The sequence below is a fragment of the Micromonospora sp. PTRAS2 genome (assembly GCF_054052245.1).
Genome location: NZ_JBSWBU010000006.1, coordinates 37,446 through 52,067 on the forward strand (window position 1 = coordinate 37,446; position 14,622 = coordinate 52,067).

General features: G+C 73.7%; 15 protein-coding genes. 3 read left to right on the plus strand and 12 right to left on the minus strand.

All coding sequences use genetic code 11. The features are described from left to right. Positions 1–115 precede the first annotated feature (115 nt). Positions 116–1,396, plus strand: a complete 1,281-nt coding sequence (locus ACVMYR_RS20065; RefSeq protein WP_144082629.1) for a hypothetical protein — start codon at positions 116–118, stop codon at positions 1,394–1,396. Here the strand turns inward: ACVMYR_RS20065 and ACVMYR_RS20070 are convergent. After that, positions 1,374–1,985, minus strand: coding sequence for a hypothetical protein (locus tag ACVMYR_RS20070; protein ID WP_457122421.1), 612 nt, complete (start codon positions 1,983–1,985; stop codon positions 1,374–1,376). The two genes, ACVMYR_RS20065 and ACVMYR_RS20070, sit on opposite strands and share 23 nt — an antisense overlap. Positions 1,986–2,051: 66 nt before the next feature. Beyond that, positions 2,052–3,467, minus strand: a complete 1,416-nt coding sequence (locus ACVMYR_RS20075; protein ID WP_228986519.1) for a pectinesterase family protein — start codon at positions 3,465–3,467, stop codon at positions 2,052–2,054. A 225-nt stretch (positions 3,468–3,692) separates the two neighbouring features. Between ACVMYR_RS20075 and ACVMYR_RS20080 the strand changes: the two genes are divergently transcribed. Beyond that, positions 3,693–4,436, plus strand: coding sequence for a YqjF family protein (locus ACVMYR_RS20080; protein WP_396790115.1), 744 nt, complete (start codon positions 3,693–3,695; stop codon positions 4,434–4,436). 52 nt (positions 4,437–4,488) lie between these two features. On the opposite strand, the gene ACVMYR_RS20085 is transcribed toward ACVMYR_RS20080, so the two are convergent. Genes ACVMYR_RS20085 through ACVMYR_RS20100 form a run of 4 tightly spaced genes read right to left on the minus strand, consistent with a single transcriptional unit; the run spans position 4,489 to position 7,631 of the window. Next, on the minus strand, positions 4,489–5,382 hold the full coding sequence (locus ACVMYR_RS20085; protein ID WP_077937516.1) for a VOC family protein: 894 nt from the start codon (positions 5,380–5,382) through the stop codon (positions 4,489–4,491). Further along, positions 5,379–5,696 (minus strand): Dabb family protein, encoded by a 318-nt coding sequence (locus ACVMYR_RS20090; RefSeq protein ID WP_158229418.1) that lies wholly within the window; start codon positions 5,694–5,696, stop codon positions 5,379–5,381. The genes ACVMYR_RS20085 and ACVMYR_RS20090 overlap by 4 nt, the downstream gene beginning before the upstream one ends. A 22-nt stretch (positions 5,697–5,718) precedes the next feature. Further along, a complete protein-coding gene (locus tag ACVMYR_RS20095) occupies positions 5,719–6,246 on the minus strand; it encodes an aromatic-ring-hydroxylating dioxygenase subunit beta (protein ID WP_199486027.1) in 528 nt (175 codons plus the stop codon). A gap of 5 nt (positions 6,247–6,251) precedes the next feature. Continuing rightward, positions 6,252–7,631 carry an aromatic ring-hydroxylating oxygenase subunit alpha gene (locus tag ACVMYR_RS20100; protein ID WP_043963181.1) on the minus strand — a complete coding sequence of 460 codons (1,380 nt, stop codon included), beginning with the start codon at positions 7,629–7,631 and terminating at the stop codon, positions 6,252–6,254. Positions 7,632–7,896: 265 nt separating this feature from the next. On the opposite strand from ACVMYR_RS20100, the gene ACVMYR_RS20105 reads away from it, so the two are divergent. Next, entirely contained in the window at positions 7,897–9,003 is a 1,107-nt protein-coding gene (locus ACVMYR_RS20105; protein WP_043963180.1) for an acetamidase/formamidase family protein, read from the plus strand. Positions 9,004–9,406: 403 nt separating this feature from the next. Here the strand turns inward: ACVMYR_RS20105 and ACVMYR_RS20110 are convergent, their stop codons facing one another. The 6 genes from ACVMYR_RS20110 to ACVMYR_RS20135 are packed head-to-tail and all read right to left on the minus strand — an operon-like array spanning position 9,407 to position 14,614. Further along, positions 9,407–10,312, minus strand: coding sequence for a ribokinase (locus tag ACVMYR_RS20110; protein ID WP_396790118.1), 906 nt, complete (start codon positions 10,310–10,312; stop codon positions 9,407–9,409). A 7-nt stretch (positions 10,313–10,319) separates the two neighbouring features. Beyond that, the gene (locus tag ACVMYR_RS20115; protein WP_077937513.1) at positions 10,320–10,694 is read right to left on the minus strand and encodes a cupin domain-containing protein; all 375 of its coding nucleotides are present in this window, start codon (positions 10,692–10,694) and stop codon (positions 10,320–10,322) included. A gap of 26 nt (positions 10,695–10,720) precedes the next feature. Next, complete coding sequence (locus tag ACVMYR_RS20120; protein ID WP_457122422.1) at positions 10,721–11,515, minus strand: HpcH/HpaI aldolase family protein; 795 nt, start codon at positions 11,513–11,515, stop codon at positions 10,721–10,723. After that, positions 11,515–12,672 carry an amidohydrolase/deacetylase family metallohydrolase gene (locus ACVMYR_RS20125; protein WP_144082628.1) on the minus strand — a complete coding sequence of 386 codons (1,158 nt, stop codon included), beginning with the start codon at positions 12,670–12,672 and terminating at the stop codon, positions 11,515–11,517. Before ACVMYR_RS20125 ends, ACVMYR_RS20120 begins: the two co-directional genes overlap by 1 nt. Then, positions 12,669–13,646, minus strand: coding sequence for a fumarylacetoacetate hydrolase family protein (locus ACVMYR_RS20130; protein ID WP_457122423.1), 978 nt, complete (start codon positions 13,644–13,646; stop codon positions 12,669–12,671). Before ACVMYR_RS20130 ends, ACVMYR_RS20125 begins: the two co-directional genes overlap by 4 nt. Beyond that, complete coding sequence (locus tag ACVMYR_RS20135; protein ID WP_198956540.1) at positions 13,643–14,614, minus strand: NAD(P)/FAD-dependent oxidoreductase; 972 nt, start codon at positions 14,612–14,614, stop codon at positions 13,643–13,645. The genes ACVMYR_RS20130 and ACVMYR_RS20135 overlap by 4 nt, the downstream gene beginning before the upstream one ends. Positions 14,615–14,622: the final 8 nt, after the last annotated feature.

Sequence of the window (14,622 nt, forward strand, 5' to 3'; positions counted from 1 at the left end):
CCCCCATGATCGACTTTCCGGTTCCGTTCCACTTTCCACCGTACAAGTTGGAGCGGTGTTCGGATCGACTCAGCCCGCCGCACGTGCGGCGGCCGAGTCGAGGAGCGTGAGCGACATGTCCGGCACCCCTTCCGCCATGCGGCCCACCACCGTCCCGCGTACGCCGCTGGCGACGGAGGTCGTCGCGCCGCGCCCCCGCCCCGGACGCCCGCTGGCCGACCTGCTGCCGGCCGCCGAGCGCCGCGCCGACTGGCGGCACGTGCGGGGGCTGCACCGCCAGCACGTCCAGTTCGCCGACGGCGGGGGCGCGCGCGTGCCCGCCGTGCTCCGGGAGGCGCTCGCCGACGCGATCCTGGACGTCTCGTCGAGCTACGCCGGGCACGAGGACGAGCTGGTCGAGCACGGCCTCGCGGTGCTCGCCGACGTCGAGGGCCACGAGATCGTCGACGAGGAGCTGTTCCGGGCGTACTACGAGGACGACCGCTTCACCCCGGGCGGCGGCGACGATCCGACCGGCCGCCGGCAGCCGGGGCTGTTCGAGGCCCTCGTCGAGACGTGCCGGCGGCGGCGCGACGCCCGGGGGCTGCGCGACGCCCTGCGCGGCACGGGCACCTCGGGTCTGCTCATCGGCTCCACCAGCTACGGCCGCTTCCACAACGTCCGGGGGAACCGGAACGGGACGGCCGCCTCGGACCTCGACTTCGTGGTCGTCGTCGACGATCCGGCGATCCTGGGCTGCGTGGACGGGCTCCTGGCGACGGCGCTGCCCGGCGTCCCGGCGGCGGACCTCGACCGGATGCGGCACCGGGCCGAGGTGTTCACCGGCGGCCTCGACGACGGCCGGACGGTGTTCAGCCACAAGCTGCGGCTGTGGGCGGACGGCGCCCCGGACCCGATGCTGCCCGCCGGGGTGGCGGCGTCCGACTACCTGGTGAGCCTGCACTTCCTGACCCGGCCCGTGCTGGACTACGTCCTCGTGGCCTCCACGCCGCGGCTGCGCCGGGACGCCGCCGGGGCCCGCCGGACGGTGCACGACTACCGGGAGGCGCCGGTCACCCGGCGGGACCACCACCGCACCTTCGCCGGGCGCAGCTACCAGTTGCCGCTCGACACGGTCGCGACGGAGGGCGGCCACCTCACCTCGCCCCGGGTCTACTACATCGACGACTTCGACTCCTACTGCCCGGGCTTCTTCCAGACGATGCTGCTGCCCCGCCCGGACGTCCTCTGGGACGGGCTCGACGTGGCGCCCGCGCTCGACCAGTTCCAGCGCAAGATCTCCGAGCGCGTGCGGTACGAGGCCGACCGCCCGCCGCACGCCATGGTGCGGCAGAGCTTCGCCCACGTGCGACGGGACGCCTTCGCTCCACGGGTCATCCGGCTTCTGGACGGGTGACCCGCGCGCCGGGGGTGGTCCAGGCCGCCAGCGGTGATGCGGCGGCCCGCGCCGCGTCACCGCCCGGCCGGTCGCCGATCTCGAAGTCACCGGCCATGCCCAGCTCCCGCCGGGCCACGAGCACGAACTCGCGCTCGGCGACCCAGAGCCCCTCGAACCGCTCCGGCGGGACGGCGTCGACGTCGTGCGCGGCCCGGTCGGCGGCGAGCAGCCGGGCGTGCCGGACCATCGCGTTGACGGCCCGGACGGTGTCCGGGCCGTCGGCGACCAGCCGCACCGCCGTCTTGGTGGCCTCCAGGCGCTCCCGGTAGGCGCTGCCCTCGTCGTCGAAGAACGGCATCGGGTCGTGCGGCGGTCGCGGCCGGGGCACCGCGACGACCCGCGCGTCCGGGCGGAGCACGTACGCGACGTACTCCCGGAACGCGGTCAGGAAGTCACGGTAGGCGGCGAGCCGGATGTCCCGCCACTGCCGCTGCTGGTCCCGTCGCCACAACCGGTCCTGGGCGCGGACGGTCAGCCAGCCCCCGAGCACGACGGCCACCAGGGTGGTCGCCGCGGTGATCCCCAACTCGGCCAGGTTCACGTGCACCTCGCAGACTCGCCGGCACCCACCGTCGACGTCATTGTCACATTCGGTCGCCAGCCCCCGGGCGGGTCACATCGGGTTCCAGCCGTCGGAGCCCGCGAGGTACTTCTGCGGCGTGTAGTTGGCCGCCTGCGAGTCGCTGAGCTGCGGACGGTTGCTGTTGACGCCCGCACCGGCCCCGGTGTTGCGGTATTCCAGGAACCGGGCGTTCTGCCAGACGTTGCCGGACATGTCGGTCCAGGGTTGCGCCGTCTTGATGGTCCCGCTGAGCGACGACTCCCGGTACAGCACCTGGGCGGTCGGGCCCCACGGCCGGCCGAGGGTGGTGGTGTTGCTGGTCGCGCCGGTGATGGTCGAACGGTAGATCAGCATCCCGTACGTCTTGTTGGCGGGCGTGCGGGCGGCGGTGATCGGCCCGCCGGTGGACCGCTTCTCGTAGATCGAGGCCCGGTCGAGCACGACGGTGCCGCCGCCGAAGATGAAGTCGACGGTGCCCTCCACGTAGGAGTCGACCACGTAGGCGCGGGTGTTGTCGTTGACCAGGAAGGTGTCCTGGTCGCCGAGCAGCCGGACGTTGCGCAGCACCGCCCGGTCGGCGTTGAGGTGCAGGGCGACCGCCTGCTGGTCGCTGTTGTTCCAGTTCTCGACGTAGTCGTTGGAGATCGTCAGGTTCTCGGCGACGAAGTTGGCCCCGTAGACGAACATGCTGGCGCTGTTGAAGGTGCCGTGGGTGGCGGCGTAGTTGTTGTAGACGAGCACGGTGTTCGACGGCGACGAGCCCAGGCCCCGCAGGGTGATGTGGGGCTTGTTGGCCGGCACCGTGACGACCTCGCGGTAGGTGCCCGGCTTGATGGTGATGGTGACCCGCGAGCTGTTGTTCGTCGGCACCGCGTTGATCGCGGCCTGCACGGTGCGGTACGTGCCGGTGCCGTCGGCCGCCACGGTCGGCGTCCCGGCCGGCGGCGGGGTCGTCGCGGGCGGGGTCGTCGGCGGCGGAGTGGTCGGGGGCGCAGTGGTCGGCGGCGGGGTCGTCGGCGGGGCGGTGGTGGGCGCGGTCGTGCCCGTGCAGGCGGTCCCGTTGAGGGTGAAGACGGTCGGCGCGGGGTTGCTGGAGTTGTTCCAGGACCCGTTGAAGCCGACCTCCACCGCGCCGTTGGTCGGGATGGACGCGGTGTAGTCCACGTTCGTCGCGACCACGTTGCCGCTGGCCGGGCTCGCGGTGAAGCCCCACGACTGGATCACGGCCTGACCGGCGGTGAACGTCCAGCCCAGGCGCCATCCGGTGACGGCGTCCCCCAGATTCTTGATCCTGATGGTGGCGCTGAAGCCGCCGTCCCACTGGCTGGCCACCGCGTAGGTGACCTGGCAGCCGGCCGCGGCCTGCGCGGAGCCGGTGGTCGCGACGCCCGCGACGACCGTGGTGGCGGTGGTGAGGGCGGCGGCGGCCACCGACAGGACTCGCCGCCGCCTCGACAGAACGTTCACGCTGACTCTCCCAGGGGTCCTGGCCTGCGGATGGGCCAGCCATCGAGATGTGCCTATATTACGGGGCCATATCGTGGCACGGCGCGGACGAGCTGTAAAGCGCTTTCCCAGCATCCTCGAGGTGACCGTGACCTGGTTCGAGTACGGGCAGCGCCACGGATCGACCCAGACCGTCACGGCCGTCCAGCGGGTTGCGGGCAGGTCGTCGGGGAGGATGATGGGGGCTTGGACATCGAGCCGGTCGACCCCGCCCCCGTCCGGGCGTTCCCCCGGGCGAGCCTGCGGCAACGCTGGACGGACCTGACCTTCGTGCACTGGGCGGTCGCGCCGGAACTCGTCGCGCCGCTGCTGCCCGCCGGCACCCGCCCCGACACCCTCGACGGGGCGGCCCACGTCGGCCTCGTCGGCTTCCGGATGGTCGGGCTGGGCCTCGGCCGGGGGCCGGGGGTGCCCTACCTCGGCACCTTCTGGGAGACCAACGTCCGGCTCTACTCCGTCGACGACGCCGGGCGGCGGGCCGTGGTGTTCCGGTCACTCGACGCGTCCCGGCTGGTTCCCGTGCTCGTCGCCCGGGCGAGCCTGCGGCTGCCGTACCTGTGGTCGAGGATGCGGCTGGACCGCGACGGCGACACCCTCACGTACCGCTGCCGGCGCCGCTGGCCCGGCCCGGCCGGCGCGGCGAGCCGCATGGTGGTCCGGGTCGGCGACCCGATCGCCGACCCGACGCCCCTGGAACACTTCCTCACCGCCCGCTGGGGGCTGCACACCCGGGCGTACGGGCGCACGCTGCACCTGCCGAACTGGCATCCCCGCTGGCCGTTGCACCGGGCCGAGCTGCTGAGCCTGGACGACGAGCTGGTCGCCGCCGCCGGGCTGCCCGCGCCCACCGAGGCGCCGGTGAGCGTGCTCTACTCCCCCGGCGTGCCGGTCGTGTTCGGCCTGCCCACCCTCGCGCGCCGGCCCGGCTGACGGGCCGGCAGGGGCCCGCCGCCGGACCGGCGCGCGACGAGATGCGGTGGGGTCAGAACCGGCCCCAGTCGTCGGCGGCCGGCCGCCACACGTCGATGTTGCGGGGGTCCACCGACATGCGGCGGGCCCGGTGGGTCTCGTGCTCCTCGGGCGTGAAGACCCGGTGCCGGTCGCACAGCTCGTAGCGCGGCCCGTGCACCGGGTCGTGCATGTAGAAGGCGATCGACGTCGACGCGGAGTGGTTGACCAGGTCCGAGGCGATGGGCACCTGCTTGTACTGGGCCCGCGCCCGGCCGCGCATCACGTGGTCGAAGCTCTTCATCATGAAGCACAGGTGCGCGACGTAGAACTCCTTGTTGCGCTGGATCGCCAGGCTGTGGTGGTAGCGGTCCTCGCTGCGCAGGAAGGCCGTCACGTCGCCGACGTAGTCGGAGACGAGGAAGCCGAGCACCTCGGTGTAGAAGCGCAGGGTCTCCTCGTACTTCTCGGTGGCGAGGAACGGGTGCACCAGGTCCAGCGGGCGCAGCTCGATCAGCGGCGGCTCGGCGTACTCGGCGAACTCGGTGAACAGCTCGACGATCAGGCCGTTGGGGTCCTTGACGGCGAAGCCGCGCTGGACGAGGCCCTTGACCCGGTCGGCCAGCTCGAGCACCTCGTGCCCGGCCGCGGTGACCCGCTCCCGCAGGTCGTCGAGGACCGCGTCGGACTCGACGCTGAACCCGACCGCCGTGGTCCAGGAGACCTCCCGCTGCGGTGCGGCGACCAGCTCGATGCTGTGGTGCTCGATGTCGGCGCGCAGGAAGGCGTACTCGTCGTCGTGCTGCTCCAGCTGCAGGCCGACGTGGTACTGGAGGAACTCGATGGAGGCGGCCAGGTCCGGCACCTCGATCCGGGCGTACTCCATGCCGTACGGCCCGCGGCGGCGGGCGGCGGCCTCGGTGGTCATCTGCTACCCCTCTCGGTGTGCTGGTGGTCCCCGGCGGTGGGGAAGCTGACGATGGCCTGGCGCTCGACGACCGGACGCCAGCGTTCCCGGACGAACCGCTCGTGCGAGTCGCTGTGCAGGTAGTCGAGCAGGTCCTGCTCGGTGGGGAACTCCACGACGAAGCCGTGGCTCATGGTGTCGTCGCGGGTGCTGACGTTGGCCCCGCTGCGCCAGTTGCGCATCGCCGGATACTGCGACGGGAACGTCTCCAGCTCGGCCAGGACGGACTCGGCCGCGCCGGGCGGCAGGTCGTCGCGGAAGCGGAACACGAGCATGTGGGTGATCATGGCGGCCGGCTCAGAGGATGAAGCTGAGTCGGGCGCCGGGGTCCATGGACTCCATCACCGGCACGGCCCGCCGCACCCGGAACCGCAGCCCGTCGGCCTCGACCTTGAGCACGTGCTCGTAGCGGCCCACGTAGGTGTAGGCGCCGCCGTCGCGGTAGCGGTGGATGACGAAGTTCGCGGTGATCCAGACGGTCTCGGCGCCGGCCTCCAGCAGGATCACGTTGGACACCATGCGGTGGGTGCGCGAGTGCGGGTTCTCCGCGTGGGCCTTGCGGCTCTTGAGCCGCTTGACCCGGGCCCGGATCAGCTCGTAGTCGTCGGCGACGAAGTATCCGGCGGTGGTGGCGTCCCAGCCGGCCCAGTCGGTGGTCGGCACCTCCAGCCGGCCGCCGGGCTCGAAGAGGGTCAACCACTCGTCGAGGCGCCACTCGTCGAGCAGCTGGGCCTCGCGGTAGAGGAACTCCTCCACCTCGGCGCGGGTGACCTCGCGCGACTCCACACTCACCACTCCCCCACGGCTGCCGTTGGTCGACGTCACGGCGCTCACTCCCCCGCCCTGGCGGCGGCCGGGCCGCTCGCCGGGGCACCGGCCGGCGGCGCGCCGGCCACGCTGGTGGACGCGCCGACGACGTGCGCCCAGTGCCGCCAGAAGCTGCGCATCGCGCCCTCGTCGATCGAGCGCCCCTGGTTGCCCTGCTTCTCGTTGGCCATGCCGCGCGACATGTCGCTCCAGTCGTGGGCGGGGTCGGCCGCGTCGGCGGTGGCGATGATGCCGCGCTGCACCGCCTCGTACGCCTCGATGTCGTCGGGGGTGGCCAGGCCGCCCGGCCCGACGAAGCTGACCATCGTCTTGATGCGCAGCGCGCGCACCGACTCGGGCTCGCCGACCTCGACGAACTGCCACGCCCGCACGTCGGTGCGGTCGGCGGCGACCGGTTCGAGCTGCCGGATGGTCAGCGCCTCCAGGTCGAACAGCAGCAGGTTGGGGAAGACGAACAGGATGCGGCTGGCGTCGGCCACCTCGGCGGCGAGCTCGGGCCCGAGGCGGGCCTCCAGCTCGCGCCGCTTGACGACGGTGCGCTCCTTCTCCTCCTCGCCGAAGCGGGGCTCCCAGACCATGCCGATGCGGCCGTTGTGTCCGGTGAGGACGAGCAGGCCGTGGCCGCCGCCGAGGTCGTAGGCGTACTGGTCGTCGTCGGTGACGGCGAAGCCGGTCTCGCGCAGGTAGCCGACGAACGTGTTGTGCGTCGGGGCGAAGTGGTAGCCGTCCATCGCGTTCTCGACGGCCAGCTTCCAGTTGCCCTTGACGCTGTAGAGCTGCACCCCGGGCAGGGTGGTCATGCCGCGCTCGCCGATCTTGGCCGTGAGCGACATGTAGTGCGCCGCCGGGCCGAGGTGGGTCAGCAGGTCGGGCACGTCGGGGTCGAAGGCGATGAAGACGAAGCCCTCGTGGATCTGCAGGCGGGGCACCTGACGCAGCGCCATCGACGCCCGGAAGGCCGGGTCGTCGGGGTACGCGTCGTCGCCGGGCAGCGCGGCCAGTTCCCCGGAGTTGCTGAACGCCCAGGCGTGGTAGAAGCACTGGAAGAACTTGGTGTTGCCCTCGCTGTGCCGGCACAGCACGGTGCCCCGGTGGGTGCAGGAGTTGAAGAACACCCGCACCTCGCCGTCGGCGTCGCGGCAGAAGATCAGCGGACGCCCGCCCAGCGTGCGGGTCTTGAAGTCGCCCGCCTTCGGGATCTCCGTCTCGTGACCGAGGTAGAGCCAGGTGTGCCCCCAGATCCGCGCGATCTCCTCGGCGAACACCTCCGGCTCGCGGTACGCCGAGCGGTGCACGCGGAACCGCAGCGCCTCCCAGTCCTCGTCGATCATCGCGCCGTCACCGGGTGCACCGAGCGGGCGTACCGGCGTCTGCTGCGCCATCACCTCACCGCCTTCTACGTCATGCGAGACAGCGTCTCGCACCACGATGCTGCTATCCGGGCCCGCCACCTGTCAAGAGCAGGAGATACTCCGGCACCGGGTTACTCGCTGTTAATACGGGCGCAACACGCAACGGCGGTTTCGTTGGCCACGATGCCGAACGTCGACAGGGCGCGGCCACGCCGCTGCACCGCGAGCACGGGCCCCCTGCGCCGCACGCCGCCCATCGCACCGCCAGCCGGTGTCACCCCTCCCGGAGGATCCCATGCTCCAGCCGCACGAAGGCCCGATCGCTGGAACCCACTACCTGCCCAGCACACCCGACACCTGCCTGTGGGGGCGGCTGCCCGCCCGGCGGCACGAACCCGTCCTGCGGATCCGCTCCGGCGAGACGGTGACGATCGACACGCTCAGCCACGAGGGGATCCTGGAGGACCAGGGCCGCGACCCGGTCGCGTACCTCAAGCAGTTCGACGTACCCGCCGACGGGGTCCTCGCCGACGCCCGCGACCTGGCCGCCTCCGACGTCGCCCACGACTACGACGCCGACGGGCCGCACGTGGTCACCGGGCCCATCGCGGTCGACGGGGCCGAACCGGGCGACGTGCTCCGCGTCGAGGTTCTCGACCTGCTCATCCGGGCCCCGTACGGCTTCGTCAGCAGCCGCCACGGCTATGGCGCGCTGCCCGGCGAGTTCCCGCTAACCCCGACCGACACCGGCGCGGGCGGTGACGTCCCCCGCGAGTACGGCAGCGTCTGCCACTTCACCGAGGTGGTCAGCAGCGGCGGCCGGCTGTACGGGACGCTGCCGTACGGCGACGGGCGCGCCGCCCGCTTCCCCCTCGCCCCGTTCCTCGGCCTGATGGGCGTGGCGGTGGACACCGACGACCCGGTGCACTCCGTGCCACCCGGCGCGTTCGGCGGCAACCTCGACATCAACGAGCTCCAGATCGGCTCCGCCCTCTACCTGCCCGTGCAGCTGCCCGGGGCCGGCTTCTACGCCGGCGACCCGCACTACGCCCAGGGCGACGGCGAGGTGGCGCTGACCGCCCTGGAGGCGCCGCTGCGGGCCACGTTGCGGCTGTCGGTCGTCCCGCAGGCGCAGGCGGGGGCGCTGGGCGTCGCCGACGGCCCCTTCGCCGAGACCGCCACCCACTGGCTGCCCGTCGGCCTGCACAGCGACCTCGACGAGGCGATGCGCCGGGCCGTACGCGCCGCCGTCGCCTTCCTCGCCCGCACCCAGGGCATGCCGCCGCAGACCGCCCTGGCCTACCTGAGCGCCGCCGCCGACTTCGAGGTCAGCCAGGTCGTCGACGGGGTGAAGGGCATCCACTGCCTGATCCGCAAGGCGGACTTCCCGGCCCACGTCTGAGCCGTTCGCCCGGCCGCCTCCCGGCAGCGCCGCCGGGGCGGGCGGGCGGGTGGGTGGGCCCGCAGAGCCGCCCGGCAGGTGACGTACCGTCACGCGCCGCCGCCCTGCGGCCACGAGTCCCCCGGCGCCCTTTGCTCTGCACCCGGATACGCAACGGTTGACCCGCCGTGACGGGCCGCTTCACCCCCGGACATCGGCGTCCGAGATTCCGCCTGGTGGGTGGGGTGCTGCGTGGGTGGGTGCAGAGCAAAGCGAGCGCGCGACGTTGTCCGGGGTCGAAGGAGCGCCACGGAGCGTGAAGGCGGCGACCCCACCGGCAGACGGCACCAGCATGCACACGCACCGTGGCCGGCACCGGTGGGCGAGCCGGGGTGGGCTCCACCCCCGGTGCCCGCTGCGGCCCCTACGAGGCCGCCGGCACCTCGGCGCGACGGGGCGCGGCGGCCATCGCGCCCGGCCGGGTCACGGTCACCGCCGCCACCCGGCTCGCCCAACGGGCCGCCTCGTCGATCGCCGCGCCGTCGAGCAGCGCGTCGGCCAGCGCCGCGCAGAAGGTGTCCCCCGCGCCGGTGGCGTCCACCGCGTCGACGCGCTCGGCCGGCACCAGCCACTCCCGGTCGGCGGTGACCACCAGCGCGCCGTCCGCGCCGAGGGTCACCACCACCGGCCCCCGCGTCCCCAACGACCGGGCCAGCGCGGGCAGCTCCGCCGGGCCGGGTGGGGACGCCGCGGCCGGAGCCCCGGCCAGGGCCGCCAGCTCGCCCCGGTTCGGCACCAGGATGTCGACCCGGGCCAGGGTCGCCGCGTCCACCGGCCGGGCCGGGGCCGGGTTGAGCACCACCAGGCCACCCGCCGCGGCCACCGCGGCGGCGACCACCTCGGCGCCGACCTCCTGCTGCAACAGCACCGCGCGGGCCGAGGCGATCAGGTCGTACGACGGCGCGAGGTGCTCGGGTGCGAGCCACATGTTGGCCCCGGAGCTGACCGCGATGGTGCTGTCGCCGTCGGCGGTGACCAGCACGATCGCCTGACCGGTCGGGCGGGGCGCGCGCAGCACCCCGGTCGTGTCCACGCCCTCGGCGGCGAGCAGGCCGGTGAGCCACTCCCCCTCCGGGTCGTCGCCGACCGCGCCGACCATGGCGACGCGGCGGCCCAGCCGGGCGGCGGCGACCGCCTGGTTGGCGCCCTTGCCGCCACCGGCACGCCGGTGGTCGGCGGTGCCGAGCACGGTCTGTCCGGGCGCGGGCAGCTCGGCCAGGGGCACCACCACGTCGACGTTGAGGCTGCCCACCACCACGATGTCGGTCACGGCGGCCTCAGTCCTGCCCGGGACGCCAGGCGTGCGCCAGGAAGTCCGCCCGGGGCGGCGCGAAGACGTCCAGGTTGATGCAGGGGCCCTCGGTCGGCTCTACGTAGTGCTCCGCGCCGCGCGGCACGAGCAGCATCGAGCCCGCCCCCATCGGGTTCGCCACCCCGTCGACGTAGTAGTTGCACCGGCCGCCGAGGATCAGCACGAGCTGGTCGAAGTCGTCGTGGTGGTGCGGGTTGAGCGTCATGCCCACGCTCAGTTCGTGCCAGGCCAGCACGACCTCGTCGGTGGCGTACACCTTGCGGCGCACCCCGGGCCGCACGTCGGTGGCCGGGATGTCGTCCCAGTTCACCGCGATGCCGTAGAGCTGCGGGTTGAGCATGTCAGCGCTCCCTTTCCGGGTGGGGGTCAGCCGGCGAGCCGGCGCAGGCCGGCGCCGAGCAGTTGCAGGTCCGAGCCGACCACCAGGTAGCCGGCGTCGGTGAGGCCGTACCGGCCCAGGGCCTCGGCCGTGCGGTCGGCCGCCCAGCCGCCCAGCGCGGCCCCGGTCCCCCGGGCCGCCTCGGCGACGTCGCCGGTGCGCCGCAGCAGCGGCGTCGGGTCGTCGGTGCTGGCGAGGCCGAGGCTGACCGCCAGGTCGGTGGTGCCGACGAACCCGACATCCACGCCGGCCAGCAGGTCGGGCAGGGGATCGTCGGTGGTCGCCGTCTCGATCTGGGCGACCAGCAGCGGCGGGTCGGCGGCCTCCGCCGCCAGGTACCGGTCGAGGCCGCCGACGCCGTAGCCAGCCGCCGGGTGGGCGAGGCTGATGCTGCGTCGCCCGTGCGGGGCGTACCGGCTGGCCGCGCGCAGCGCCTCCACCTCGGCCCGGCTGCGGACGGTGGAGAGCTGGACCCCGACGGCGCCGGCCTCCAGCAGCCGGTTGACCTGGCCCGGGTCGACCGCCGGCACCCGGACCAGCGCCGGCAGGCCGAGCGCGGCGGCGAACCGGAGCTGGTCGGCGGCGGCGCGCTCGTCCAGCGCGGAGTGCTCCAGGTCGACCACGACGAAGTCGAGCCCCGCCTGGGTGGCCAGGGCCACCACGTCGGGGCCGGGCAGCTTGAGGAACGTGCCGACGAGCCGCCCGCCACCGCGCAGCGCCGCCCGCAGTCGCCTGCGGGAGCGGTGCACGCCGACGGGCGGCTCGGCATCGGTGGCGGGCATCAGCGGTTCAGGCCCCGCCACGGCACGGTCGGCACCTGCTCGCCGGCGAGCAGCACCAGGCTCGGCTCCAGCCGCGGCGCGACGATCCGGTTGCCGGCGGCGTCGGGCAGCTCGGCCTCCTCGGCGTCGGCGAGGACCGTGACGTGGGCCGGGCCGCCCTCGACGAGGCTGCCGTAGCCCTCGGCGTCGAGGCCGGTCAGGCGGGCCGGGGCGGACGTCACCCGGGGCACGATCTGCTCCATGGTCATGCCCATGGCCCGCAGCTTGGCCATGCTGGTGACCAGGTCGAACACCGGGCCGCGCCAGTTGCGGCCGCTGGTGTCGGAGGTGATCACGTCGGGCAGGAAGCCCTGCTCGATGGCCGGGCGGGCCACGGCGAAGCTCAGGTTGCTCTTGCCGTGGGCCGACTCGAACAGCACGCCGCGCTCGCGGGCGGCGTACACCTCGGGCAGGACCTTGCCGTCGCCGAGGATGCCGTACGGCTTGCCGGTGTAGCAGTGGGCCACGACGTCGCCGGGGCGCAGCAGGTCGAGGATCACCGGCAGCGGCTCCGGGGTCTCCCCGATGTGGATCATCAGCGGGAGCCCGGCCTCGGCCGACAGCGCCAGGGAGCGCTTGAGCAGCGTCCGCCACTCCAGCCCCACGACGTCCTCGGAGAGGCGGATCTTGAAGCCACGGACCCGGTGCGGATTGGCGGCGGCGATCTCCAGGGCGTCCTCCGGCACCAGCGTGCCCGGGTTGAGCAACTCGCCGAACCGGAAGTCGATCAGGCCGAGGACCGAGACGTTGAGGAAGTTGACCAGCCGCATCCGGGCCGGGGCGGCGACGAAGCGCTCGAACGCGGCGAAGGTGGACGCGCCGACGGTGCCGGCGTCGCAGGCCGCGACGACGCCCCGGTGCAGGTGCGCCTCGTCCGGCGGCGCGCCGACCTTGGAGACCTCGGCGAAGATGTGGGTGTGCGCCTCGACCAGGCCGGGCAGCACGTACTGCCCGGAGCAGTCGACCACCTGCCGGCCCTGCGCGGCGAGGCCGGGGGCGATCCGGGCCACCCGGTCGCCGGTCACCGCGACGTCGGTCACCTGGCTGGCGCCGGTGGCGGCGTCGAACACCTCGCCGCCGGCCAGCACCAGGTCGTAGCGCGGGGAACTGTCAGTCATGGCATCAGACTCTCTGTACGAAGCGGCAGCGACGGGCGGGCGTCGCCGGGAAGGGGGTCGGGCTCGGCCGCTGGGGCCGGGGTCCCGGCTGCCGGGGCCGGGGTGTCGGCGCGGAACCGGGTGCGTAGCGGCAGCACCCCGGCGACGGTGACCTCGACCAGGTCGCCGGGGCTCAGGAAGCAGCCCCGGTCCTGGCCGGTGCCGGTGGGGGTGCCGGTGAGCACCACATCGCCGGGCTCCAGCACCACGTACCGGGAGATCCAGGCGAGCAGGTCGGGCACCGGGAAGATGAGGTCGGCGGTGCTGGCCTGCTGGCGCAGCTCCCCGTTGACCGTGGTCCGTACGCCGATGGCGTCGCGGTCGGCGACGGCGTCCAGGCCGAGGACCGAGGCGCCGAGCGCGCCGAAGCCGGGGAAGCTCTTGGCCAGGGTGGGGCTGCCGGAGGCGACCATCACGTCGCGGCAGGTCAGGTCGTTGGCGGCGGTGATCCCGGCGACGTGCGCCCAGGCCCGCTCGGCGGGCGTATGGTGCATTCGCGCGCCGATGACCAGGGCGACCTCGCCCTCGTAGTCGGACTGCGCGCTGACCGAGGTGGGCAGCGGCACGGTGTCGTCGGGGCCGGAGCCGGCGTTGGGCGACTTGAGGTAGAGCACCGGCTGGGTGGGCAGGGGCCGCCCGGTGGTGCGCGCCTTGCAGTGGTAGTTGAGGCCCACCCCCCACACGGCCGGCGTCCCGCCCAGCGGGGCGACGACGTCGCCCGCGAGGGCGTCCAGCGGCAGCCGGCGGCGCACGGCCGCGGCGCGGGCCGGGGCGAGCCCGGCGCCCGCGCGCAGCAGCGCGGCCACGTCGGCGTACGGCAGGTCGAGCAGCTCGACGTCGCCGTCGCCGGTGAACCGGCCCAGCCCGTGCCGGGTGGCGACCAGGTGCGTGCCGTCGCCGGCGGTGTGCCGGGCGTCGTCGCGGGGGGCGGTCATGCCGCGTCCGAGGAGTGTCCGGGCACCGTGCCCAGCGCCGGGTTGACCAGCGGGGCCAGGTTGTTGACGGCGGCGGCGGCCTCGCCGAAGCCGACGGAGATCAGCCGCACCTTGCCCTCGTAGTCGGTGATGTCGCCGGCGGCGAAGACGCGCGGCAGGTTGGTGCGCATCGACCGGTCGACGGCGACGTAGCGCCGGTGCATCTCCAGGCCCCAGCGTTCCATGGCGCTGAGGTCGGCGATGAAGCCGAGGGCGGCCACCACCGCCTGCGCGGGCAGCTCCTCGCGGCCCTCGCCGCGCACCTCGGCGATCGTCACGGACGTGACGTTCTGCTCCCCGGCGATGCCGCACACCTCGTACGGGGTGACCACGCGCACGGTGGACGCCTCCAGTTGGGCGACGCTGTGCTCGTGGGCGCGGAACTGCGGCCGGCGGTGCACGAGGGTGACGCTGCGGGCGTGCGGCTCCAGCGCGAGGGCCCAGTCGACGGCGGAGTCGCCGCCGCCGACCACGACGACCTCCTGGCCGGCGAGTTCGTCGAGGCGGGGCACGAAGTAGCGCAGGCCCCGGCCGAGGTAGTCGCTGCCGACGGGCAGCTCCCGGGGGGTGAAGGTGCCGATGCCGGCGGTGAGCAGGACGGCCTTGGCGCGCACCTGGGTGCCGGCGTCGGTGCCGATGAGCACGTGGTCCTCGGCGGTCGTCAGGTCGACGGCGCTCTCGCCGAGCAGGAACGTCGGCTTGGCGGTGGCGGCCTGGGTGAGCAGGGCGTCGACGAGTTCCTGGCCGCGCACCGAGGGCAGGCCGGCGATGTCGTAGATGGCCTTCTCGGGGTAGAGGGCGGCGATCTGGCCGCCGGGTTCGGGCAGCGAGTCGATCACCGCCACGCTCATCCCGCGGAAGCCGGCGTAGTAGGTGGCGTACAGGCCGGCGGGGCCGGCGCCGACGATCGCGAGGTCGACTTCGTGCAGCTCGCCCA